Origin of the sequence: Sphaerimonospora thailandensis, assembly GCF_016863115.1 — a bacterium.
GTDB lineage: Bacteria > Actinomycetota > Actinomycetes > Streptosporangiales > Streptosporangiaceae > Sphaerimonospora > Sphaerimonospora cavernae.
The window spans coordinates 121,635-142,971 of sequence record NZ_BOOG01000017.1 but is presented as its reverse complement, the minus strand read 5'-3'; the positions used below and the strand labels follow the sequence as shown (position 1 = coordinate 142,971).

At 67.8% G+C, this 21,337-nt stretch carries 19 protein-coding genes; 14 read left to right on the top strand and 5 right to left on the bottom strand.

The genetic code is table 11. The annotated features are described in order from the left end of the window. On the top strand, positions 1-1,431 hold a 1,431-nt coding region (locus Mth01_RS10505), incomplete at its 5' end, for a transposase (RefSeq protein ID WP_204015151.1). 408 nt (positions 1,432-1,839) lie between these two features. Continuing rightward, positions 1,840-2,025 (top strand): DUF6444 domain-containing protein, encoded by a 186-nt coding sequence (locus Mth01_RS10500; protein WP_204015140.1) that lies wholly within the window; start codon positions 1,840-1,842, stop codon positions 2,023-2,025. Between the two features lie 323 nt (positions 2,026-2,348). Here the strand turns inward: Mth01_RS10500 and Mth01_RS10495 are convergent, their stop codons facing one another. Then, positions 2,349-2,993, bottom strand: coding sequence for a superoxide dismutase family protein (locus Mth01_RS10495; protein WP_204015137.1), 645 nt, complete (start codon positions 2,991-2,993; stop codon positions 2,349-2,351). A 189-nt stretch (positions 2,994-3,182) separates the two neighbouring features. Then, positions 3,183-5,039: a translational GTPase TypA gene (gene typA / locus Mth01_RS10490; protein WP_204015134.1), complete on the bottom strand. Its 1,857-nt coding sequence runs from the start codon at positions 5,037-5,039 to the stop codon at positions 3,183-3,185. A gap of 330 nt (positions 5,040-5,369) precedes the next feature. On the opposite strand from typA, the gene Mth01_RS10485 reads away from it, so the two are divergent. Further along, a complete protein-coding gene (locus Mth01_RS10485) occupies positions 5,370-6,125 on the top strand; it encodes an alpha/beta hydrolase (RefSeq protein WP_239089537.1) in 756 nt (251 codons plus the stop codon). A gap of 204 nt (positions 6,126-6,329) precedes the next feature. Here Mth01_RS10485 and Mth01_RS10480 read toward each other — a convergent pair whose 3' ends face one another. Beyond that, on the bottom strand, positions 6,330-7,766 hold the full coding sequence (locus tag Mth01_RS10480) for an aldehyde dehydrogenase (protein WP_204015131.1): 1,437 nt from the start codon (positions 7,764-7,766) through the stop codon (positions 6,330-6,332). Positions 7,767-8,098: 332 nt separating this feature from the next. Between Mth01_RS10480 and Mth01_RS10475 the strand changes: the two genes are divergently transcribed. Next, the gene (locus Mth01_RS10475; protein ID WP_204015128.1) at positions 8,099-8,989 is read left to right on the top strand and encodes a coiled-coil domain-containing protein; all 891 of its coding nucleotides are present in this window, start codon (positions 8,099-8,101) and stop codon (positions 8,987-8,989) included. On the opposite strand, the gene Mth01_RS10470 is transcribed toward Mth01_RS10475, so the two are convergent. Then, a complete protein-coding gene (locus Mth01_RS10470; protein ID WP_204015125.1) occupies positions 8,971-10,275 on the bottom strand; it encodes a GH1 family beta-glucosidase in 1,305 nt (434 codons plus the stop codon). The genes Mth01_RS10475 and Mth01_RS10470 overlap by 19 nt on opposite strands. An 89-nt stretch (positions 10,276-10,364) precedes the next feature. On the opposite strand from Mth01_RS10470, the gene Mth01_RS10465 reads away from it, so the two are divergent. From Mth01_RS10465 to Mth01_RS10445, 5 genes are all read left to right on the top strand, one after another. Beyond that, positions 10,365-11,060: a TetR/AcrR family transcriptional regulator gene (locus Mth01_RS10465; protein WP_204015122.1), complete on the top strand. Its 696-nt coding sequence runs from the start codon at positions 10,365-10,367 to the stop codon at positions 11,058-11,060. A gap of 38 nt (positions 11,061-11,098) precedes the next feature. Then, positions 11,099-11,425, top strand: a complete 327-nt coding sequence (cutA, locus tag Mth01_RS10460; protein ID WP_204015119.1) for a divalent-cation tolerance protein CutA — start codon at positions 11,099-11,101, stop codon at positions 11,423-11,425. Positions 11,426-11,708: 283 nt separating this feature from the next. Continuing rightward, positions 11,709-12,350 carry a DUF6461 domain-containing protein gene (locus Mth01_RS10455; RefSeq protein ID WP_204015116.1) on the top strand — a complete coding sequence of 214 codons (642 nt, stop codon included), beginning with the start codon at positions 11,709-11,711 and terminating at the stop codon, positions 12,348-12,350. Positions 12,351-13,271: 921 nt separating this feature from the next. Continuing rightward, positions 13,272-15,152: an HNH endonuclease signature motif containing protein gene (locus Mth01_RS10450; protein WP_204015113.1), complete on the top strand. Its 1,881-nt coding sequence runs from the start codon at positions 13,272-13,274 to the stop codon at positions 15,150-15,152. Between the two features lie 141 nt (positions 15,153-15,293). Beyond that, on the top strand, positions 15,294-15,458 hold the full coding sequence (locus Mth01_RS10445) for a hypothetical protein (RefSeq protein WP_204015110.1): 165 nt from the start codon (positions 15,294-15,296) through the stop codon (positions 15,456-15,458). 1 nt (position 15,459) lies between these two features. On the opposite strand, the gene Mth01_RS10440 is transcribed toward Mth01_RS10445, so the two are convergent. Next, complete coding sequence (locus Mth01_RS10440; RefSeq protein ID WP_204015107.1) at positions 15,460-17,409, bottom strand: ABC transporter ATP-binding protein; 1,950 nt, start codon at positions 17,407-17,409, stop codon at positions 15,460-15,462. Positions 17,410-17,616: 207 nt separating this feature from the next. Here Mth01_RS10440 and Mth01_RS10435 point away from each other — a divergent pair, with 207 nt between their 5' ends. The 5 genes from Mth01_RS10435 (at position 17,617) to Mth01_RS10415 (ending at position 21,336) form a co-directional block, all read left to right on the top strand. Continuing rightward, on the top strand, positions 17,617-18,900 hold the full coding sequence (locus Mth01_RS10435; RefSeq protein WP_204015104.1) for an ABC transporter substrate-binding protein: 1,284 nt from the start codon (positions 17,617-17,619) through the stop codon (positions 18,898-18,900). A 91-nt stretch (positions 18,901-18,991) separates the two neighbouring features. Then, entirely contained in the window at positions 18,992-19,882 is an 891-nt protein-coding gene (locus tag Mth01_RS10430; protein WP_204015211.1) for a carbohydrate ABC transporter permease, read from the top strand. Then, complete coding sequence (locus Mth01_RS10425; protein WP_204015101.1) at positions 19,879-20,718, top strand: carbohydrate ABC transporter permease; 840 nt, start codon at positions 19,879-19,881, stop codon at positions 20,716-20,718. Before Mth01_RS10430 ends, Mth01_RS10425 begins: the two co-directional genes overlap by 4 nt. Before the next feature lie 31 nt (positions 20,719-20,749). After that, positions 20,750-20,998, top strand: coding sequence for a hypothetical protein (locus Mth01_RS10420; RefSeq protein WP_204015099.1), 249 nt, complete (start codon positions 20,750-20,752; stop codon positions 20,996-20,998). Then, complete coding sequence (locus Mth01_RS10415; RefSeq protein WP_204015096.1) at positions 20,992-21,336, top strand: type II toxin-antitoxin system PemK/MazF family toxin; 345 nt, start codon at positions 20,992-20,994, stop codon at positions 21,334-21,336. Before Mth01_RS10420 ends, Mth01_RS10415 begins: the two co-directional genes overlap by 7 nt. Position 21,337 lies beyond the last annotated feature (1 nt).

The following is a 21,337-nucleotide window of genomic DNA, read 5'->3' as shown; positions in this document are numbered from 1 at the left end:
GAAGGCGGGCCGTTGGCCAGGGCGGGAGGCGGGGTGAGTGAGCACGCCAGGAACGTGATGGGGCATCTGATCGGCGATTGGCTGGTGCCGGTGTCGCGGGTGGCGGCGGCGGTGGGGGTGACCTGGCACACCGGCCACGACGGTTTCGTGTCGGTGGCCGCCGATGCTCAGATCGTGGTTACCGACACCACTACCAGCACGAAGACCAGCCCGGACACCATCGAGACGAGCGCGGAGACCAGCACGGGGATCCATGCCGGCGCGCAGGCCAGTACGAAGACGGACATCGGCGCGGAGACCAGCGCGGAGTGTGGTGGCAGGCCCGGATCGGTCGTGGTCGTGGAGCTGGCTGAACGGGCGGTCCGTTCCGTGACGGGACTGCTGCCGCCGGTAGAGGTGCTGGGCATTGATGATCACCGGCGGGGCAGGTCGTTGTACCACCGGGACCCGGCGTCGGGAACGTGGGTGGCTGATGCGGACCGATGGCAGAGCATATTCGTCGATTCCGCCGGCGGGCACGGGCTGCTCGGGCAGGTCGAGGGCCGCGCCGGCCGGGATGTGATCGCATGGCTGTCCGTCCAGGACCCCGCCTGGCGCGCGGCGATCCGCTGGGTGACCATCGACATGTCGACGGTGTACAAGTCGGCGGTCACCACCAGCGGCCTGCTCCCCAACGCCCACCTGGTCGTTGATCTTTTCCATGTGGTTCAGCTGGCCAACAAGGCGGTCGGCGACGTGCGCCGCCGTGTCACCTTCGAACGATACGGGCGGCGCGGCCGGGCCACCGACCTCGAGTACACGATCAAGAACCTGCTGGTCCGCGGCAAGGAGAAGCTGTCCGAGCGCGCCCAGGGAAAACTTCTGTGCGCCCTGTCCGACCTCGGCGACGGCGGCCACCAGATCGGCGCCGCCTGGCGGGCCAAAGAACTCCTGCGTGACCTGGTGAAACTCTCCCCGAACCAGACCGGGCGGGCCCCGACCCGCCCGCAGATCGCCGCAGCCCTGGAGGCGTTCTTCGTCTTCTGCGGCACCATCGGCGCGTCGGTCCCCGAACTCCAGACCCTCGCCGAGACAATCTCGCTGTGGCGGGCCGAAATCGCCCGCGGCGTGGCCACCGGCTACTCCAACGCCGCCGCCGAGGGGATCAACCGCCTGGTCAAACTGGTCTACCGGGCCGGATTCGGTTTCCGCAACGTCACCAACCAGCAACGCCGGTCCCGCTACGCCGCCTCCCGCAGCACCCGGACCGCCTGGCTCTCGCCGGCCTGGCTCCAGGAGACCGCCCGGCACGGCGAACCATCCGCGACGCCCACACCAACGGTCCTCCCGCTGCGCGAACACCGCTCCGGCCACGCCGATCTCCTCGTCGAGGCCGACGCCCGACGATCACACACCGTCACCACCACCTGGACACAATCAGTAGCCGCGTGATCACGACATCTGTTCAGTTGCGAAGAGCCCGAATATACCTCAAAACAGTGTGGACAGGTTATTGAATTTGAAGGCATTCGTTTTGAAGTGGAAGTAGTGGCGGACGAGATTCATGTAAGGCTCATGGATTGCTAGTCCTCAGGCTTTTGTGCTTTTTTGATCAGATCGTTTGAGGCATCGCTTTTGTGGTGATTGGCGCGGTTTTGCAGAGGTTGCTCCTGGTTGGCCGGGACACTCCTGGACTGTGGGCATACCGGTGTTGAGCGCATAAAAAGAGGAGCATCGGCGCTGTTCAAAACCCCAGATGCTGCCGGAGAGGCGCCAATGCCCTCGTATGCGACCGTAGCGTGTGACAGTTCAGGTCCTTGCCCGGCGCGAGCATGATCCACCCCGTGGGATGATCTCTAGGTGATTCCGGCCGAGGGCGAGCAATCGACGTACGGTGAGCTTGCTGCCCTGGTCGTGACATTGACCGCGCGGCTGGACGTGCTGGAGACGCGCGTAGCCGAGCTTGAAGCGGAGAACGCCGAACTGCGACGTCAGCTGGGGATGAACTCGCGGAGCTCCTCCAAACCGCCCAGTTCCGATGGCTGACCAAACCGCCGCCACGGTCGATGCGGGGAAAGAGCGGACGGAAGGCCGGCAAGCAGCCGGGTGCTCCGGGCGGGGCGTCGATCGATGACTCAGCGGCTGGCTGAATTCTGTGAAGCCCTCCGCTTGCCGGGCGACCGCTGCCCGCAGATACTGGCGATCATCCGGACTCGTGGGTGGGTGCGGCAGTGGGCGTGGCCCGACGGCAGGGGATGGGCAGTAGCGGCGCGGGCCGCCGGCGGCGGCCATCGTGTGATCGGAGCGGAGCAGACCGGGCAGGCGGTCTTCTCTCAACATGCCCACCAGCCCAAGGTAGTCAAAGGGGCTCAGGTGTAGTCGAATACGCCGCAGCCGAGGCGGCGGCCGGCGTCGCCGGTCTTTAGGGTGGTGGGGTCCGGCCCGGCGGTGCCGGTGGAGTCTTTCGGGCGTGTGTACCGGTCGGGGATGTGGGCGTGGTTGTCGGGCAGGGCGTGGATGATCACAGAGCTGCCGTTCTTGTCCGCGAGTTGGTTCAGTCTGAACCGGTCGGTGGCGAAGGACGCCATGGCGGTGCCGTCCGCGGCGGCCAGCAGCGAGGGGAGATCGCCCGCCATGGAGTTGTGCGTCTTGTGACCGACGTCGAGGTGGCCGCCCGCACTGGCGAACGGGGTCCCGGTGGCCTTGTCGACGGACTTCGGGTCGCACACGCCGGCGGTGTGGATGTGCATGCCGTGGAATCCCGGGGTGAGCCCCCGGACGTTCACCGTGACCCACAGCTTCTTGCGGTCGAAGCGCCCGATCTGGAGGGTGCCGAGCACCTTTCCGTGCACATCCTTGATCAGGGCGACCGCCGAGTCGGGCTGACGGTTCGCCGCGCCGGCCGCTGGCACGGCGTTCGCGTTCGCGGCACCCGCTCCGGCGCCGGAGACACCGACGACGCCGGTGATGAGGAGAGCGTTGACGGCCGAAACGATACGGGTCTTACCGAGCATGAAGGGCTCCTCCGGATGCGTTCTCTCTGCGCACAGGAGAGCATGCCCCCGCTCCGCCCGGGGATTGGGAAACGCCGCTCGTGGGAGGTAGTTTGCCCCGGTCTTGCCGTACCGGAATGAGCCCCGGGGTGACCGAGGCTCATGCTGGGGCTCATGCTGGGGCTCGTACGTACCGGGGCTCGGGTCGGCTCAGCCGCCGGCGCGCTTGGCGCGGGCCGCGGCCCGGCCCCGGTTGGCGGCGTCGAGGACGGCCTTGCGGATGCGAACGGTCTCCGGGGTGATCTCCACGCACTCGTCGTCGCGGATGAACTCCAGCGCCTGCTCGAGCGACAGCACGCGCGGCGGGATCACCTTCTCCGTCTCCTCGCTCGTCGACGAGCGCATGTTCGTGAGCTTCTTCTCCTTGGTGATGTTCACGTCCATGTCGTCGGAGCGTGAGTTCTCACCGATGATCATGCCCTCGTAGACCTCGGTGCCCGCGGAGACGAACAGCGTGCCGCGCTCCTGCAGGTTCAGCATGGCGAACGCGGTCACCTGCCCGGACCGGTCGGCCACCAGCGAACCGTTGTTGCGGGTGCGCAGCTCGCCGAACCACGGCTCGTAGCCCTCGAACACGTGATGCACCAGGCCGGTGCCCCGGGTCTCGGTGAGGAACTCCGTACGGAACCCGATCAGGCCGCGGGCCGGGACCAGGAACTCCATCCGGATCCAGCCGGTGCCGTGATTGGTCATGTGCTCCATGCGGCCCTTGCGCACCGCGAGGAGCTGGGTCACCGCGCCCAGGTACTCCTCCGGGCAGTCGACCGTGAGCCGCTCGACCGGCTCGTGCACCTTTCCGTCGACCGTCCTGGTGACGACCTGCGGCTTGCCGACGGTCAGCTCGTAGCCTTCGCGGCGCATCTGCTCGACGAGGATGGCCAGGGCCAGCTCGCCGCGGCCCTGGACCTCCCAGGAGTCGGGGCTGTCGGTCGGCAGCACGCGCAGCGACACGTTGCCGACGAGCTCCTTGTCCAGGCGGTCCTTCACGAGGCGGGCGGTGACCTTCGCGCCCTTCACCTTGCCGACCAGCGGGCTGGTGTTGGTCCCGATGGTCATGGAGATCGCCGGCTCGTCCACGGTGATCAGCGGCAGCGGGCGGGGGTCGTCGGCGTCGGCCAGCGTCTCCCCGATCATGATCTCCGGGATGCCGGCGATGGCGATGATGTCGCCGGGCCCGGCCTCCGCCGCGGGCTTGCGCTCCAGCGCCTCGGTCATGAGCAGCTCGGAGATCTTCACGCGCTGGACGGTGCCGTCGGTACGGCACCAGGCCACCTGCTGGCCCTTCTTGATCGTCCCCTGGCGGACCCGGCAGAGTGCGAGCCTGCCGAGGTAGCTGGAGGCGTCGAGGTTGGTGACATGCGCCTGCAGCGGCGCGGTCGGGTCGTAGACGGGCGCCGGGATCGTCGTCGTGATCGTCTCGAACAGCGGCTCGAGGTCCGGCGAGTCCGGCATCTCCCCGTCCTGCGGCCGGGTCAGCGAGGCCCGGCCCGCCTTGCCCGAGGCGTAGACGATCGGGAAGTCGATCTGGTCCTCGGTCGCGTCGAGGTCGAGGAAGAGCTCGTAGACCTCGTCGACCACCTCGGCGATCCGGGCGTCCGGCCGGTCCACCTTGTTGATGCACAGGATCACCGGCAGCTTGGCGGTCAGGGCCTTGCGCAGCACGAAACGGGTCTGCGGCAGCGGGCCCTCGGAGGCGTCGACCAGCAGGACGACGCCGTCGACCATGGAAAGGCCGCGTTCGACCTCGCCGCCGAAGTCGGCGTGACCGGGTGTGTCGATGATGTTCAACGTCATCTCGCCGTGCCTGACGGCGGTGTTCTTGGCGAGAATGGTGATGCCCTTCTCGCGTTCCAGGTCGCCGGAGTCCATCACCCGCTCGTCGACGTCCTGGTTGGCGCGGAACGCCCCGGACTGCCACAGCATGGCGTCCACCAGTGTGGTCTTGCCGTGGTCGACGTGCGCGATGATCGCGATGTTCCGCAGGTCGTCGCGGCTTTGCAAAGGCATGTCGAGTCTCACTCTGGGTTCGTCGGGGTGTCCGTCCCGCGTCTCAACCGGACTACGGGCGAGACGCGCTGTCGCCGCGATAGCAGGTACGGCCTACCGATTTTAGTCGATCCCACGGGATGCACCGGACCCGGCAACACAGGCCGACGAATACGCTCATCGATGAGACTCTCACCGGTGATGGTCTCACGCGTGAGTGTTTCATCGGTGAGCCAGTCAAGGAGAGGTCGCTGTACGAGGTTCGCCGCCGCCTGGCGTAGCCAGCGCCACCCGCCGTGAAGCCGCGGTTTACTTTGAGTGCGACTCTCCGGCGCGAATATGGTCGTGACCATGGATCTGGCTCCTGCCTTCGGTGCGATGCTGCGCACGGCGGACGGCGTACGCCTCGACGCGGCGCACACGCCGAATGGTTCGCTCGATCTCGGCATCGTGGTCGCCCACGGCTTCACCGGCTCCTGGCGGGAACCGCCGACGAGACGCATCGTGCACGTCCTGTCCCGTTTCGGGGGCGTGGTCTCGTTCGACTTCCGCGGGCATGGGCGCTCGGCCGGCCGGTCCACGGTCGGCGACCTGGAGGTCCTCGACCTCGACGCCGCGGTCAAGCACGCCCGCTCCATCGGATACCGGCGCGTGGCCACCGTCGGTTTCTCCATGGGCGCCGCGGTGGCCGTACGGCAGGCCGCCCTGCATCCGGGAGTGGACGCCGTCGCGGCGGTGAGCGGCCCGGGATGGTGGTGGTACCGGGGCACCCGGCCGATGCGACAGGTCCATTGGGCGATCGAGCGCTGGCACGGGCGGCTCGCGGCCCGCGTGGTCAAGCGGACGAGGGTCGCCACCGGTGGGTGGGACCCCATCCCGCTCCCGCCGTACGAGGCCGTGTCGATGATCTCACCGACGCCGCTGCTGGTCGTGCACGGCGACGCCGACCCGTTCTTCCCCCTCGAGCACGCCTATCGGCTCTACGACAACGCCGGGGAGCCCAGGGAGCTGTGGGTCGAGCCGGGGTACGGCCATGCCGAGGCGGCGGCCACCCCAGAGCTGATCCGGAAGATTGCCGGGTGGATCGCGCGAACTATTTCGGGTTAAGGGTCGTCTTTAGGAATGTGGGCAACCTCCCTGAGGGGTTTCGCACCGCCGATAAGGGGATCGGCGCACGCCGTTCATGGAGTGGGGCGAACGGTGTGGCCCAGCGTCGCGGGGGCGCGCTGGGCGGGGACTCCCGGTCCTGTACGGCACCCGCCGCGCGAGCCGCGTGGAGCCGTACAGGACCGAGTGATCCACAGTGAAGGGTCAGCCCAGGCGGGCGATCGACTTGTACTCCAGGTAGGCCGACAGGCCCTCGGGGCCGAGCTCGCGGCCGATCCCGCTGGCCTTGAAACCGCCGAAGGGCGTGTTGGGGTCCATGGTGTTCATCATGTTGACCCCGTAGGTCCCGGTGCGGACCTGTCGGGCGACCGCCACGCCGTGATCAGGGTCGGCCGTCCACACCGAGCCGGTCAGCCCGTAGTCGCTGTCGTTGGCGATCCGGATCGCGTCGGCCTCGTCCTGGTAGGGGATCACGGTCAGGACCGGGCCGAAGATCTCCTCCCTGGCGATGCGCATGTCGTTGTCGACGCCGGCGAACACGGTCGGCGCGACGTACCAGCCCCGGTCGAACGGCCGGTCGAGGCCGCCGACGACCGGTTTGGCGCCCTCCTCGATCCCGGACCGGATGTAGCCCTCGACGCGCTCCCGCTGCCGCTCGGCCACCAGCGGGCCGATGCCGGTGGCGGGGTCGCTCGGGTCGCCGACCTGCTGGCCGGACACCATGTCGGCGATCGCCTGGACCACCTCGTCGTACCGGCCGCGTGAGGCGAGGATGCGGGTCTGGGCGACGCACGCCTGGCCGTTGTTGAGCAGCGAGGCCATGGACAGGAAGCCCATGGCGGACGGCAGATCGCAGTCGTCCAGGATGATGGCGGCCGATTTGCCGCCCAACTCCAGCGTGCAGCGCTTGAGCTGCTCCCCGCAGATCCCGCCGATGCGGCGGCCCGCCGCCGTCGAGCCGGTGAACGCGACCTTGTCGACGCCCGGGTGGGAGACCAGGTGCTCGCCGGCCTCCCGGCCCGCCGCGACGATGTTGACGACACCGGCCGGGATCCCGGCCTCCTTGATCATCTCGGCGAGCAGGTAGGAGTCGAGCGGCGTCTCGGGAGCCGGCTTGATCACGACGGTGCAGCCGGCGACGAGCGCCGGGGCGAGCTTGCTCATGATGACGAACTGCGGCACGTTCCACGGCACGATCGCCGCGACCACCCCGACCGGCTCACGGCGGACGATCACCGGCCCGAACAGACCGGGGCGTTCCTCCTCGACCGGGAAGGTCCGGCCGAGCTCCGCGAAGTAGCGCAGCATGCCGAGCGGCTGCGGGGCCTGCGCGAGCTGCGAGAACGTGATCGGAGAGCCCATCTCCAGCGTGATGGTCTCGGCCATCTCGCCCTGGCGGGAGTCGTAGATGTCGGCCAGCCTGCCGACGACGGCGGCACGCTCGGCCATGGTCATCCGGGGCCAGGGCCCGTTGTCGAACGCGTCCCGGGCCGCGGCCACCGCCCGGTCCATGTCCGCCGGGGTGCCCTCGGGTACGCGGGCCACCACCTCTTCGGAATGCGGTGAGATGACCTCGATCGTTCCGGTACCCGCCGGGGCCACCCAGTCGCCCCCGATGAACAGCGTGTCGTGCTGCAGCATGTCCCGTGCCTCCTGATTGGGGCCTCCTGATGTGCGTGCCGTCCCACGCACATGCCGACCGAATCATGTTCTGTACGGCCTTGGCAAGAGCGCCTGAGCGAGCGGGACGAGGCGGTCGACTGATCACTCCCCTCTCTGGCCGCCAGGGATCGGATAGAGAGCATCAGGACTCGAATTCGTATCGTCTTGGTCTCGAATTGGTCGATGGTGTGCTCGTCAAGTCGAGGAAAAGTGTGAGATAGGTTGCTTTTGGTGGTGGAGTTTCTCCTGTTTCCGTCGCGGAGGCGAGGATCGTCTCCTATGGTTCGGTCCGGATCTGAGTGGAGGGTCGCGTGCGGTCGAGACGCCGGGTCGGGTTCGCGGTGATGTCAGTCGCGATCCTGGGCGTGCTCAGCGGATTCCCCGGCGCGGCAGCCGAGCCGGACCAGCAGGCCAAGATCCGCAAGCTGACCAAGGAGGCCGCCGCCCTAGCGAAGGCGTACAGGGGAGAGATCATCAGCCTGGACGACGCGAAGATCGCGGTCAGGAAGGCGTCCAGGAAGGTCAAGACGCTCAAGGTACGGCTGCGCACCGCCCGGCGGGAGGTCGCCGAGATGGCCCAGACCAGCTACATGGGCGGCGGGTTCGACGGGACGCAACTCTTCGGCGCGGGGACCGACCTGTCCTCCATCTCGACCATGACCTATCTGTCGCGGGCCAAGACCGAGCGGCTGAACAGCATCAAGTCGCTGATCGACCAGCAGCGGACGGCGGCGCGCGAGGCCGATGTCGAGATCGACAAGCTGCAGGCGCACATCAAGGAGCTCAAGGCCAGGCAGCGCGAGGTCGAGCGGAGCCTGGCCAAGTACGGTTTCCAGACGCCCGGAGCCAGCACCGGGCTCACCCAGCGGCTGGTGACGGTGCGCAATGCGGTCCTGCGCGAGTTCCCGATGCCGTTCGGCGTCGGCTGCCTGCGCGGCGGAGACCCGGGCGAGCATGGCAAGGGGCGGGCCTGCGACTTCATGATGAGCAGCGGCGGACGCATGCCGGACGCCGTCGCCAAGGCGCGTGGCGACGCCCTGGCGCAGTGGTGCATCGATCACGCCAGAGAGTACGGGATCATGTACATCATCTGGCAGCAGAAGTTCTACGACATGCGCACCGGCGCCGGTTGGCGGATGATGTCAGACCGCGGCGGGGTCACCGCCAACCACTATGATCACGTTCACGTTTCGGTGCTCTGAATCTCCGGGCCCTGCTTCGCGATCAGGTTTTTGAGCCAGCGATAGGACGCCTTGGGCGTGCGCTTCTGGGTTTCGAAGTCGACGTGCACCAGACCGAAGCGCTGGTGGTACCCCTCCGCCCATTCGAAGTTGTCCAGCAGCGACCAGACGAAATAGCCCCGGACGTCCACGCCCCGGGCCGCGCGCACCGCCGCGATATGGCCGTCCAGGTAGGCGATCCGCTCCTGGTCGTCGATCCCGTCGTAGGAGCAGCCGTTCTCGGTGATGTAGATCGGCGGCAGCGCCGTGCCGTACCTCGCTCTGAGCGACTCCAGCAGTTCGCGCAGACCATCCGGGACGACCGGCCAGCCGAAGGCCGTGGTCGGATATCCGGTGACGGCGGCGAACTGGAACGGCAGGCCGTCGGGTTCGGCCCCCGGCCGGGCGATCCGGGTGGGGTTGTAGTAGTTGATCCCCAGGCCGTCGAGGGGCTGGGCGATGGTCTCCAGATCACCCGTACGGACGAAGTCGGGTTCCGGCCTGCCGTACACGGTGAGATCGGGATAGGCGCCGATGAGGACGGGGTCGTTGAACAGCCGGTTGTGCAGCGTGTCGTAGGCCTCGGCGGCGGCGAGGTCCTCCGGTGAGTCCGAGGCCGGCCACACCGGGGTGCAGTTGTTGCTGATCATCACGCGTTCGGCGCCGCTCGCCCGCAGGGCCTGTACGGCCAGGCCGTGCCCGAGCAGTTGGTGATGGGCCACCGGCAGCGCGTCGAGGAGGAGCGTCCTGCCGGGCGCGTGCATGCCGAGGCCGTACCCGTACACCATGTGGACGAACGGTTCGTTGAGCGTGATCCACGTCTTGACCCGGTCGGAGAGCCGCTCGGCCACGACGGCGACGTAATCCGCGAAACGACGGGAAGTGTCGCGGTTGAGCCAGCCGCCCTCGTCCTCCAGCGCCTGGGGCAGATCCCAGTGGAAGAGCGTCGGAACCGGGACGATGCCCTTCTCGCAGAGGGCGTCCACAAGCCGGTCGTAGAAACCGAGCCCCGCGGGGTTGACCGTGCCGGACGGCAGGACGCGCGGCCAGGCGACGGAGAAGCGGTAGGCGTTCAGGCCGGCCTCGGCCATGAGCGCCACGTCCTCCGGCCAGCGATGGTAGTGGTCGCAGGCCACGTCCCCGGTGTGACCGTCGCGGATCCGGCCAGGCTCGTGTGAGAACGTGTCCCAGATGGACGGCTCGCGGCCGTCCTCGTCGACCGCTCCCTCGATCTGGTAGGAGGCGGTTGCCGTACCCCAGAGGAACATTCGGCGGCCCTCCCATGGGCGACGCGGCCAATAACATGAGTGGAAGTCATGTTAACCGTTGTGCAAGGAAGTAGGGAGACAATGTCGGAATGACGAAGGTCTCGGGCGAAGTCTCCGGCGGAACGGCCACGGCGGGAGGAGACCCGGGGGGAACCCTGCGCCGCCGTCCCGCCCAGCGTCGCAGCCAGGAGCGGGTCGAGCGGATGCTGGACGAGTGCGCTCGGCTGCTCGACGAGATCGGCTACGACGGTCTGACGACCAAGGAGGTGGCCCGCAGGGCCGAGGTGCCGATCGGCACCTTCTACCAGTTCTTCAGAGACAAGCAGGCGCTCGTCCGCGCTCTCGCGCTGCGCAACCTCGACGCGTTCCTCGACCGGCTGGCCACGCGGTTCGCCGCCGAGCGGGTCTCCGACTGGACCGACGTCGTGGACGTCGCCATCGACGAGTTCGTCCAGATGAAGCGGTCCACCCCCGGATTCGCCGTGGTGGACTTCGGCGAGGTGCTGGCCGCACCCGGCGGTCCCGCGCTGCCCGGAACCAGGCGGACGCTCGACGCCGCGCTGGACAACAGTGCGGTGGTGGCGGACCGGCTGCGCACGCTCACGGTCGAGTTGCTCGGAATGTCGCGGAACGAAACGCTGGGCCGGGCGTTCCTGGTCGCCGTGGAGGCCGCCGACGCCGTGCTCAAGCTCGCCTTCCGTGCCGATCCCGAGGGCGACCCCGAGCTGATCGCCGAGTGCAAGCGCCTGGTCCGCCGCTACCTGTCCGCCCACCTCGCTGCCTAGCCGGCGGCATCCGTACGTCTGAGAGATGGAGGGGCAAGATGGGGGAGTACGTGCAGGTTCAGGTGGCCGTCGACGACCGGGACAGGGCCGCCTCGCTCGCCCGATCCGCCGTCGGGGCCCGGCTCGCGGCCTGCGCCCAGCTCGTCGGTCCCATCACCAGCACGTACTGGTGGGAGGACCGGATCGAGACCGCCGAGGAGTTCCTGCTGCTGCTGAAGACCACCGGCGAGTCGGTCGACCGGCTGACCGAGCACATCCGCGCCGAGCATCCGTACGACACTCCCGAGATCGTCGCACTGCCGATCGAGGGCGGACTCGCCGCCTACCTCGACTGGATCGCCGCCGAGACCCGACGGTCGCTTTAGGCACTCACGCCGGTCGTCTCTTCCCGGCCATTCCACTGGCGGGCCCTCTGGCAGCTTCTCGGGCGGGCTTTCGAGGGCAGCCGACGGTTCTCGGCCGACAGCGTGTCCGCCTCATCGGTGGCAGGCGGCCAAGTGTTGGAAGGTGCGGACCGGGCTGCGTTGTCGCCCACATCGAGCGACCGCGCTCGTGCAGGCGGAACCTTGTGCTGCGGCTTGTGGAAGCAGGCCGTTGCTCAGGGTGAGGAGGGCTCATTATGTCGGTGGGTGCTGCGAGCATGACGGAATGAACGCGACTCCTGACGACTACTCCTGGCTCTCCCGCGAACGATTCCCCGAGCTGGCGGATGTCTACTGCTTCACCTACGTCCGCGGCCTGACGCCTGAGGAACTGGTGACCCGGCTCGGCGTCCGGCTCGAGGGCTGCTCTCGCATGACGCTTGATGAGCTGATCCGGTATTCCTACTCCAGCTTTTACGAGGAACAAGCCTTCGGTGCCGTCTCCGTCGGAGACTGGGTACTCATCGTCGAAACCAACGGAGGGCTCGGCGTCACCGAAGAGATCATCCTGCCGCTGTCGGAGGGCACCCGCCTGGTCTCCCACTTCTATCTCGAGGTCAAGGGCATGGATTACTTCTACTGGATCGAAGACGGAAAGATCCGGTTCGAGTTCGCGCACCAGGAGGGTTACTCCCACTGGATCGAGGACGGAAAGATCCAGCGCTTCTTCCCCCATATGGAAAACTACTCAGAGGAGATGCCGGACGAACTCGCAGAGACCATGGAGCGGATCGACTCCCCCATCTACCCGCACTCCGAGCCCCACGAAGGGCCGTCGTTCCTCCTGGCCGAGCGCCTCACCGGGATCACAATGACGCCGCAGTTGCTGGAGGAGTCCACATACCTGTGCGGAGGCGTTCCGAGGTGAGTGGAAGCCACTGTCCGCGGCCCCCGCGGGTCGGTCGCGGACGGTAGATCACTTCGCCGCAAGCTCCTGCGGACTCCATGGAGGCACCTGTTCTCCGCTGGCCTCCCGTACCGGGCCGTCAGGATGAAAAGCCTCTCTGACGGGTGGTACGCAATCAGCGGCGACCGCTGCGTTCGCGGCACCTGTTTCGTAATCTCTGGGCTTCCCACGTTGCCCTCGTTGAGCTGGATGAACGCCTGGCCTCGCACTTTCGGCGACGCCGATCTACTTTTCCGACATATTGGGCGTTAACGATAAACGGCACTTATTACTCATATATTTTTCGAATAAAACGCTGATGGGTGTTGCTATTCACGGGATCTCGTGAGATTATTAGTACAAATATTCGATACAGCAGAGCTCGCGAGAGGTCGGGAAGGGGGACGTGTGGAGCCGGCGGAGCTGACCCAGCCACTCGGACTGTTCGATCCGGATCCATCGCGTCCCCGGGATCGGTCGCTGCTGGGCCCTCGTTGGTGGGATGGCGTGCGGGCCGAGGCGTCGGCACGTGCCGCAGCCCGTTCCTCTGGTGGTTCGGGAGATGCCGCGTCGTGGTCTGGCTGGCCAGACTGGCTTGCCGCCATTCCCGCCATGTCCCCCAACCGCACGCTCTCGGAGGGCGTGCTTCCGGACCGGGCGCCGGATGCCGGCTCTGTCGATACCGCCTTCGCCGGTGCAACTCCTGCGGTCGACGGTTCCCGTGCATGCGCCGATGACGATGACACGCGCCGGCGGCGTATCCCGGAGGCTGCGGATGCCCCTTCCGGTGGCTCCTCGGATGATGCCTCGGACGGTCCCGGGAGCGGCCCCTCGAGTGATGCTCCGGGTGGTTCGGCGGACGGTCTGGGTGATGTGTGCGCGGCGGGTTCCGGGGATGGGGCGTTGTCGTGGTCGTTGGTGAGCCAGGTGCGGGAGGCCGCGCTGGCGCTGGCGTTGACCCCGGTGCCGGACTCGCCGCAGCAGTGTCTGGCCCAGGTGGAGGAGTTGGCTTTCGCGCGAGATCGGTTGGAGGCGGCGATCGCGGTGCGGGCGCAGCGGGTGCACGCGGCCGGGGCGGCCCGTGAGCGCGGGCATGCTTCGACCCGGACGTGGTTGCGGTCGGTGTGCGGGATGAGCCGCCGGACGGCCTACCGCACTGTGGCCCTGGGAGTGGAACTGGCACGCCTGCCCGGGGTACGGGCGCGGTTCGCGACCGGGAACCTGACCGAGGCGGTGGTCTCGGCGATCTGCGCGGCCACGACCGGGCTCAGCGACGAGGACGCGGCCAAGGCCGAGACGATTCTGCTGGAGCTGGCCGATTCCGCCGGGCCGGAGGAGATCGCCAAGGCGGGGCGGTATCTGCGGGCGGTGCTGGATCCCGACGGGGAGATCAAGAACGCCGACGCCGACTACGATTCCCGGTTTCTGCTACTGCGGGAGACCGGCACCGGCGGAGTGGAGGGGGAGTTCCGCCTGCCGCGGGAGGCCGCCGCCCGGCTCCGGGCCATGCTGGACGCCTACGCCAAGCCCAAGGCCAAGGGTGAGGACCGGCCGCTGCGGGTCCGCAACGCCGACGCGCTGATCGCGCTGCTGGAACAGCAGATCACCACCGAACTCCTGGTCCTGATCAACGCCGAATCCCTCCCCGACGACCCCTCAACAGACAGCACACCACCCGATGAGATGGACGGCACGACACCGGACGGCACCTCATCTGAGGGCACCACGTCCGAGGGCACGGACGGCACGCCGTCGTCGGAGTCGGAGTCGGAGTCGGAGGGAACCACGTCCGATGTCACCTCCCCGGAGGGTATGACATCGGAGGGCTCACCGGATGGCCCGGGTGGCACTGCCTCCGGCAGCGGGGCGTCCGGTGACATCCCCTGCGGGGACAACACGTCCGTAGGCAGTGCCGGCGAATCCGGGACATCCGACGCCGCCGCCTCCGATGACCGTGCCTGCGGCGCCGGTGTGTCCCAAGACTGCGACATTGACGAGGGCGGGGGGCCGCGCGTCCCCACAGTCGGTGACCTCCCCTGCCCTGGCGATGACCTCGAAACCCTGGACTTCGAAGACCTCTCCATGCCGGGCACGAGCCCGCCGGATGCAGCACCGGCCGATACCGGGACAGGTCGGCATGGGCCAGGCACGGCAGATCAGCTCGCCGATCATAGCCCCATAGACGCCGAGCCCATAGACGCCAGGGGCACAGGCGCCAGGGGCACAGGCGCCAGGGGCACAGGCGCCGAGCGCATGGGCGGCGGGGGTACGGACGCCGGAGGCGGGGGCGGCAGGTTCGCGGATACCGGATTCGAAGCCGGGGACTGGCGGTGGCAGTCGGTGCTGCGCACGCTGCCCGGGCTGCTGCTGTCGACCGGACAACTGCTGCCGATTACCGACATCCACCGTCTGGCCCGCACCTCCACCCTGATGCGGATGGTGATGAACGCCGAGGGACAGGTCCTGGACATGGGCCGCAAGGTCCGCCTGGCCACCTCCGCGCAACGCCGTGCCGTCCAGGCCCGCTACGACACCTGCTGGGTGAAGGGCTGCCCTCTTCCGGTCGGCATGTGCCAGGTCGATCACCTCGATAACTGGAGCGAAGGCGGGCGCACCAACCTGGCCAAACTCGGGCCGGCCTGCCAATTCCACAACCGTGACCGTTACCTGCACCCCGACCGCTACCAACGCCGGAAGATCGGTCCCGACCGCTGGGAGTTCACCTACATCGGCCCCTCACCCACCAGAAAACGCCGACGTGAGCCGACACCCGCCTCCGCCTGAACGGCGGTCCGACCGCGATGCCGGCCCTCATGCCCTGGATCAGCTCTCTGGATCCAACTGGAGGACAGAGATCGGGCTGAGGCGGAGGCCGCCCTGGGGGCGGACAAGAGAGCGGGGACCGTCCCGAGGAGGAGGGTGGTCATGGGGAGGAGGATCGTACCGGTGCTCGTCGCGGCCGCCGAGTCGGACCGGACGCTCCGTCAGAAGATCCAGTACTACAAGGACGTGCTGGGGGTCCGGTGCCGGCCGGAGGAGCCGCGCCGGGAGGAGCCCGGGGTCTGCGAGCCCGCCCCCGCACGGTCGTGAATCAGCTCGTCGCCTGGTATGCCTGAGCCTGCAGGCCGTACAGGTCGGCGTAGAGACCGCCGAGGGCCATCAGTTCCCGATGGGTGCCGTGTTCGGCGACTTCGCCGTGATCGAGCACGTAGATCCGGTCGGCGTACCGGACGCTGGCCAGCCGGTGCGTGATGAGCAGGACCGTGCGGCCGTCGGCGTGCCGTCTGATCCGCTCGAACAGCGCGTGCTCGGCCCGGGCGTCCAGCGCCGCCGTGGGCTCGTCGCAGATCAGCAGCGGCGCTTCACGGTAGAAGCCGCGGGCGATGGCGATGCGCTGCCATTGGCCGCCGGACAACTCGTGTCCGTCCTTGAATCGGCGGTCGAGCAGCGTGCGGTAGCCGTACGGAAGCTCCGCGATGACCTGATCGGCGCCGGCGACCTCGGCGGCGCGGACCACGGCCTCCTCGCCCTTCTCCATGCCCATCGTGATGTTGTGCCGGGCGGTGAGCGGCCACCTGGTGTGGTCCTGGGCTATCACCGCGATCCGGCCCCTGAGCCGATGTGGATCCACCCCGCCGAGGTCGGTGTCGTCCCACATGACGCGGCCGCCGTCCGGCTCGTACAGCCCGGCGAGGATCTTGGCCAGCGTGGTCTTGCCTGAGCCGTTCTCGCCGACGAGGGCCACGACCTCACCCCGGTCGACCCGGACGGACACTCCCCGCAGTGCGGGTCGGTCGGCGCCGGGATAGGAGAAGACGACGTCTTCCGCCGTGATGCGCCCGAAGCCGGCGGGCGCCTCTCCGGTCCGGTGCTCCGGGATCCGCGCCTGTGCCTGGGCGACGAAGTCGAGGTAGTCCGTGAAGTACAGCCCCTCCTCATAGAGCCGGTTCGTCGCGAACATGAAGTTCGCCAGCGACGACTGCCCCGAGCGGATGGCGAGCACGGCGGTGCCGGCCACCGCGAGCGGCACGGCCCCGGCGGCGAGGAGCACACCGAGCGCCACATAGACGACGCCCTGGCCGATGCCGCCGAGCGCCTCGCCCACGATCCTGGCGACCGTCTGCCGGCGGGCCAGATCGATCATCACCTTCTGCTCTCCCCGAGCGACACTCTCGTGTATTCGGAGCAGGAAGCCGCGCATGGTGAACGTCCGGACCTCGGCCGCGGTGTCCTTGTCGGCCAGCAGGTCCGAAATGATCCACTTGCGGCGGCGGGCCGGCACGAGGAGGAGATCCGTGGTGTATCGCATGCGGGCCGAGCGGATCGCCGCCCACGCGTCGGGGACGACGGCCAGCAGGAGAAGCGGCAGCAGGACGGGGTGGAGCACGCCGAGCACCCCGGCGGCCGCGGCGATCCCGACCACTCCGGTGACCGCGTCGATCGCGGTGTCCACGACGGTGTCGGCCATCGCCATGCCGCGCAGTCGTGCCCGCTGTAGTGAGTCGTGGAACTCCGGATCGTCGAAGCAGACGAGGTCGACCTGGCTGGTCAGGCCGTACAGCCGGGCCTCGGTGATGCGGCTCACCTGGGGGCCGAGCCGGGCCTGAGCCCAGCCGGCGCCCGACTGGAGCAGGGTTCGCATGACGGCCGCCGCACCCACCAGCAGCAGGCTGGGCAGCGCGGCGCGGACCCGGTCGGGCGTCGGGCCGGCCTCGAACAGCGCGGTGAGCACGCCGGTGGTGGCCAGCAGGCCGAAGGCGGTGAAGACGCCGCCGAGCATGCTCAGCGTGACGGTGGCGATCGTGTCACGTGGGCTCGCCTCCCAGGCCATGCCGAGGGCCTGGCGGATCAGGCCGGGCAGGCGACGCGCCACGGTGAGGAACCCGATCCGGGCCATCGTGTCGCCGTGGCGAAACCACTGCGGCGAGTCGATCTCCGCCAGGGACGGCAGATCGTCGCCGGGATCCTCGGCCGGGATCGCCCCTGTCGCGGCCGTCTCGGCTGGGTCGCTTTCGGTGGGGGCGGTGTCGGGAGCCGTCATAGGTGCAGTTTGAACGCGGGGACTGACAGACTCACCGGCTTTCCCGGATAAGGCGGGTGGGACTTTCACGATGCAGAGACGTTATCTGGGCAAACTTGACGCCGACCCCGTGGAGGTGGCTTGATGAAGCCGTGTTGACAACGTTGTCACGTAGATGAGCGTATCTCGGGGCCAAGTGTCATCACGAGGACTTGAAGGGATGTTGCGATGAGACGACGGTGGATGGCGGCCGTTGCGGTCTCTACGGCAGCTCTGCTCACCCTCACCGCCTGCGGCGGCGACGCGAAGGAGAGCGGTGGTGGCGAGGCCGCGCAGAAGAAGGTCGAGGTCTTCTCATGGTGGACGGGCCCCGGTGAGGCCGACGGCCTGAAGGCGATGCGGGAGATCTTCGCCAAGCAGAACCCGAACTTCGAGTTCTTCGACGCCGCCGTCGCGGGCGGGTCGGGCGACCAGGCCCGCGCGCTGCTGTCGAGCAAGCTGCAGGCCAACCAGCCCCCGGACACCTTCCAGGGCCACGCGGGCGCCGAGCTGCAGGGATACATCAAGGGCGGCAAGCTGGAGTCGCTCAACTCCCTCTATGACGAGCTCAAGCTGAAGGACGTCCTCCCGCAGCAGCTCGTGGACCAGATCTCGGTCGAGGGCCAGATCTACTCCGTGCCGGTGAACATCCACCGCTCGAACGTCCTCTGGTACAACCCGTCCGTCATCAAGGACGCGGGGATCGACGGCGCGCCGGCGACCATCGACGAGTTCGTCACCGACCTGGAGAAGGTGAAGAAGGCCGGGAAGATCCCGCTGTCGATCGGTTCGCAGTGGACCGTCGTGCACCTGATGGAGAGCGTCCTGCTCGGCACGCTCGGCACCGACGCCTACAACCAGCTCTGGGCGCCGAACGCCGACTGGTCGAGCGCCGAGGTGACCAAGGCGCTGGAGAACTTCAAGACGATCCTGTCGTACGCCGGGACCCCGCAGGATGACTGGCAGCCGGCGGCCAAGCAGGTCGTCGACGGCGAGGCCGCCTTCAACATCATGGGCGACTGGGCCTACGGCTACTTCCACAACCCGCCGGACGGCGGCCTCGGCAAGGAGTCGCACAAGGACTTCGACTGGGCGGCCTCTCCGGGCACCGACGGCACGTTCATGTGGCTGTCGGACAGCTTCACGCTGCCCAAGGGCGCGCCCAACCGGGACGGCGCGATCGCGTGGCTGAAGGTGGCGGCGAGCAAGGAGGGCCAGGACGCCTTCAACCCGCTGAAGGGCTCCATTCCAGCCCGCACCGACGCCGACAAGTCCCTCTACCAGGACTACCTGAGCTGGAGCCTGGAGGAGTGGTCGAAGGACAAGCTCGCCGGTTCGATCCAGCACGGCGTGGTCGCCAACGACGCCTGGCGCAGCGCGATCAACGACGCCGTGGGCCTGTTCCAGCAGAGCCAGGACGTGGCCAAGCTCCAGGAGGCCCTGGTCTCCGCCGCGCAGAGCAACAACCAGTGAGTTGATCTCGGGCACTCCTTAGTCGGGCACTCCTTGGTACGGCTCACGCCATCGCCGTGGCGTGAGCCGTACATGATCATTGGAGGTGGAAGTGACGCGGGTGCGCAGATGGCTGCCCGGGTTGCTCCTGGTGTCGCCGTCGATCGTCCTCATCGGCGTCTTCGTGTACGGCCTGCTGGGCTGGAACTTCAAGGTCGCGATGACTGACAAGCACGACGAGATCGCCGAGATTCCCGGGAAATTCGTCGGGCTGGAGAACTTCGCGAGTATCTGGAGCGAGGACCGCTGGGGTCTCTCGGTCCGGCACTCGATCGTTTTCACCGTCGTCTTCGTCGGCGGCGCGCTCGTCCTCGGCTGGCTCCTGGCGTTCCTTATGGAGAAGGGAATCAGGGGCGAGGGCGGGTTCCGGGCCATCTACCTGTTCCCGATGGCCATCTCCTTCATCGCCACGGGCGTGGTGTGGCGGTGGCTGATGAACAGCGCCACCGGGGAGCGGGCCGTCGGGCTCAACCGGCTGTTCCACTACCTCGGGCTGGATTTCCTGCAGTGGCAGTGGTTCCGGGATCCCGACTGGGGGATGGCCGCGATGGCCGTCCCGGCTGTCTGGCAGATGTCCGGATATATCATGGCGCTCTTCCTCGCCGGGTTCCGCGGTGTGCCGGAGGAGCTACGCGAGGCCGCCCGGGTCGACGGATGCAACGAGTGGCAGGTCTACCGGCGGGTGATCCTGCCGATGCTGCGCCCGGTCACGCTGTCGGCCCTGATCATCCTCGGGCACATCTCGCTCAAGGTCTTCGACCTCGTGGTCGCGGTCTCCGGCAAGCAGATCATCACCGACGTGCCGGCGACTTTCATGTGGACGGCTGTCTTCGACGCCCATGACCCCGCCAAGGGCGCGACCATCGCCGCCTACATCGTGTTGTCCGTGGTGATCTTCATCGTGCCCTATCTGATCTGGAACGCCCGAAGGGGGAACCGATGACACGGGCGGGCGCTGCCCGCTGGGTGCGGCTGGGGCTGCTGGTCCTGTTCGTCGTGGTGTTCCTGATCCCGGTCTACGTGCTGCTGGTCACCAGCTTCAAACCGCTCAGCGAGGCCGATCCCGGTCAGGCGTGGAATCTTCCCACGGTGTGGACGACCGAGGCCTGGCGCGTCGCCTGGGAGAAGCTCGAACCCGGGATCCTCAACAGCTTCCTGCTCGCGATCCCCGGCTCGCTGCTGTCGGCCGCGCTCGGCTCGATGAACGGGTACGTCCTGTCGAAGTGGCGTTTCCCGGGTGCCGACGTGGTGTTCACACTGTTCCTGTTCGGGATGTTCATTCCGTACCAGGGCGTGATGATTCCGCTGGTGCAGCTCATGGTGAACCTGGGGGACTGGTTCCACCTGGACCTCTACGGCGGCATCCCCGGCCTGACGCTCGCCCACGTCGTGTACGGCATCCCGATCTGCACGCTGATCTTCCGGAACTACTACGTCACGATCCCGGACGAGCTGATCGAGGCGTCCCGGGTCGACGGCGCGGGAATGCTGCGCACATTCTGGTCGATCGTGCTCCCGGTCTCGGGGCCCGCGTTCGCCGTTGTGATTATCTGGCAGTTCACCTCGATGTGGAACGACTTCCTGTTCGCGGTGTTCCTGACCGGTCCGACGTCGTGGCCCGCCACGGTCATGCTGAACAACATCGCGGGCGCCCAGACCGTGCCCTACAGCCAGCAGATGGCCGCCGCGATCCTCGCGTCGATTCCCACCATGGTCGTCTATGTGCTGCTGGGCAGGTTCTTCATGCGAGGCCTCATGGCCGGTGCCCTGAAGGGCTGACCAGGGGGTTATACCGAGTTATACTGCTCTCATGAAGACGGCCATCTCGGTCCCGGATGTGACCTACGCGAAGGTCGAGAGATGTGTGGCGCTGCTCGGCATCAGCCGGTCGGAGTTCTACACGACCGCCGCGCAGCGCTATCTCGAGCACCTGGAGTCGCGAGAACTCACGCGGCAGATCGACGAGGCGCTCGATCTGGCGAACGATGACGACAGCGCGGCGGCGGCCGTGGCGGCAGGCCGCCGCCGGCTCGCACTCGACGAAGAGGACGGGTGGTAACCCGCCGGGGCGACATTCATTGGGCTGATCTCGGCGAGGCGACGGGCAGCCGTCCGGCCAGGAGACGTCCCGTGCTCGTCGTCCAGTCCCGGCCGTACAACGACAGTCGCCTGGCCACCGTGTTGGTAGCCGTGATCACATCGAACACCGGGCTTGCGGCCATGCCGGGAAATGTGTTCCTGCCCGCTGCTGCGACCGGCCTGAAACGTGATTCCGTGGTCAACGTCACCGCCCTGGTCACTTTGGACAAGGACGAACTCGACGGGCCTGCGGGCTCGGTGCCCGCCGCCCTGATGAGCGAGGTGGACGCGGGACTGCGCCGGGTGCTCGGACTTTGAG

Excerpts from the sequence above, each read along its gene's own strand:
- Mth01_RS10465 (WP_204015122.1), top strand. The coding sequence starts at position 10,365 with ATGACGAAGGTCTCGGGCGAAGTCTCCGGCGGAACGGCCACGGCGGGA.
- typA (WP_204015134.1), bottom strand. The coding sequence starts at position 5,039 with ATGCCTTTGCAAAGCCGCGACGACCTGCGGAACATCGCGATCATCGCG.
- Mth01_RS10480 (WP_204015131.1), bottom strand. The coding sequence starts at position 7,766 with ATGCTGCAGCACGACACGCTGTTCATCGGGGGCGACTGGGTGGCCCCG.
- Mth01_RS10435 (WP_204015104.1), top strand. The coding sequence starts at position 17,617 with ATGAGACGACGGTGGATGGCGGCCGTTGCGGTCTCTACGGCAGCTCTG.
- Mth01_RS10425 (WP_204015101.1), top strand. The coding sequence starts at position 19,879 with ATGACACGGGCGGGCGCTGCCCGCTGGGTGCGGCTGGGGCTGCTGGTC.
- cutA (WP_204015119.1), top strand. The coding sequence starts at position 11,099 with ATGGGGGAGTACGTGCAGGTTCAGGTGGCCGTCGACGACCGGGACAGG.
- Mth01_RS10485 (WP_239089537.1), top strand. The coding sequence starts at position 5,370 with ATGGATCTGGCTCCTGCCTTCGGTGCGATGCTGCGCACGGCGGACGGC.
- Mth01_RS10420 (WP_204015099.1), top strand. The coding sequence starts at position 20,750 with ATGAAGACGGCCATCTCGGTCCCGGATGTGACCTACGCGAAGGTCGAG.
- Mth01_RS10455 (WP_204015116.1), top strand. The coding sequence starts at position 11,709 with ATGAACGCGACTCCTGACGACTACTCCTGGCTCTCCCGCGAACGATTC.
- Mth01_RS10440 (WP_204015107.1), bottom strand. The coding sequence starts at position 17,409 with ATGACGGCTCCCGACACCGCCCCCACCGAAAGCGACCCAGCCGAGACG.
- Mth01_RS10470 (WP_204015125.1), bottom strand. The coding sequence starts at position 10,275 with ATGTTCCTCTGGGGTACGGCAACCGCCTCCTACCAGATCGAGGGAGCG.
- Mth01_RS10445 (WP_204015110.1), top strand. The coding sequence starts at position 15,294 with ATGGGGAGGAGGATCGTACCGGTGCTCGTCGCGGCCGCCGAGTCGGAC.
- Mth01_RS10495 (WP_204015137.1), bottom strand. The coding sequence starts at position 2,993 with ATGCTCGGTAAGACCCGTATCGTTTCGGCCGTCAACGCTCTCCTCATC.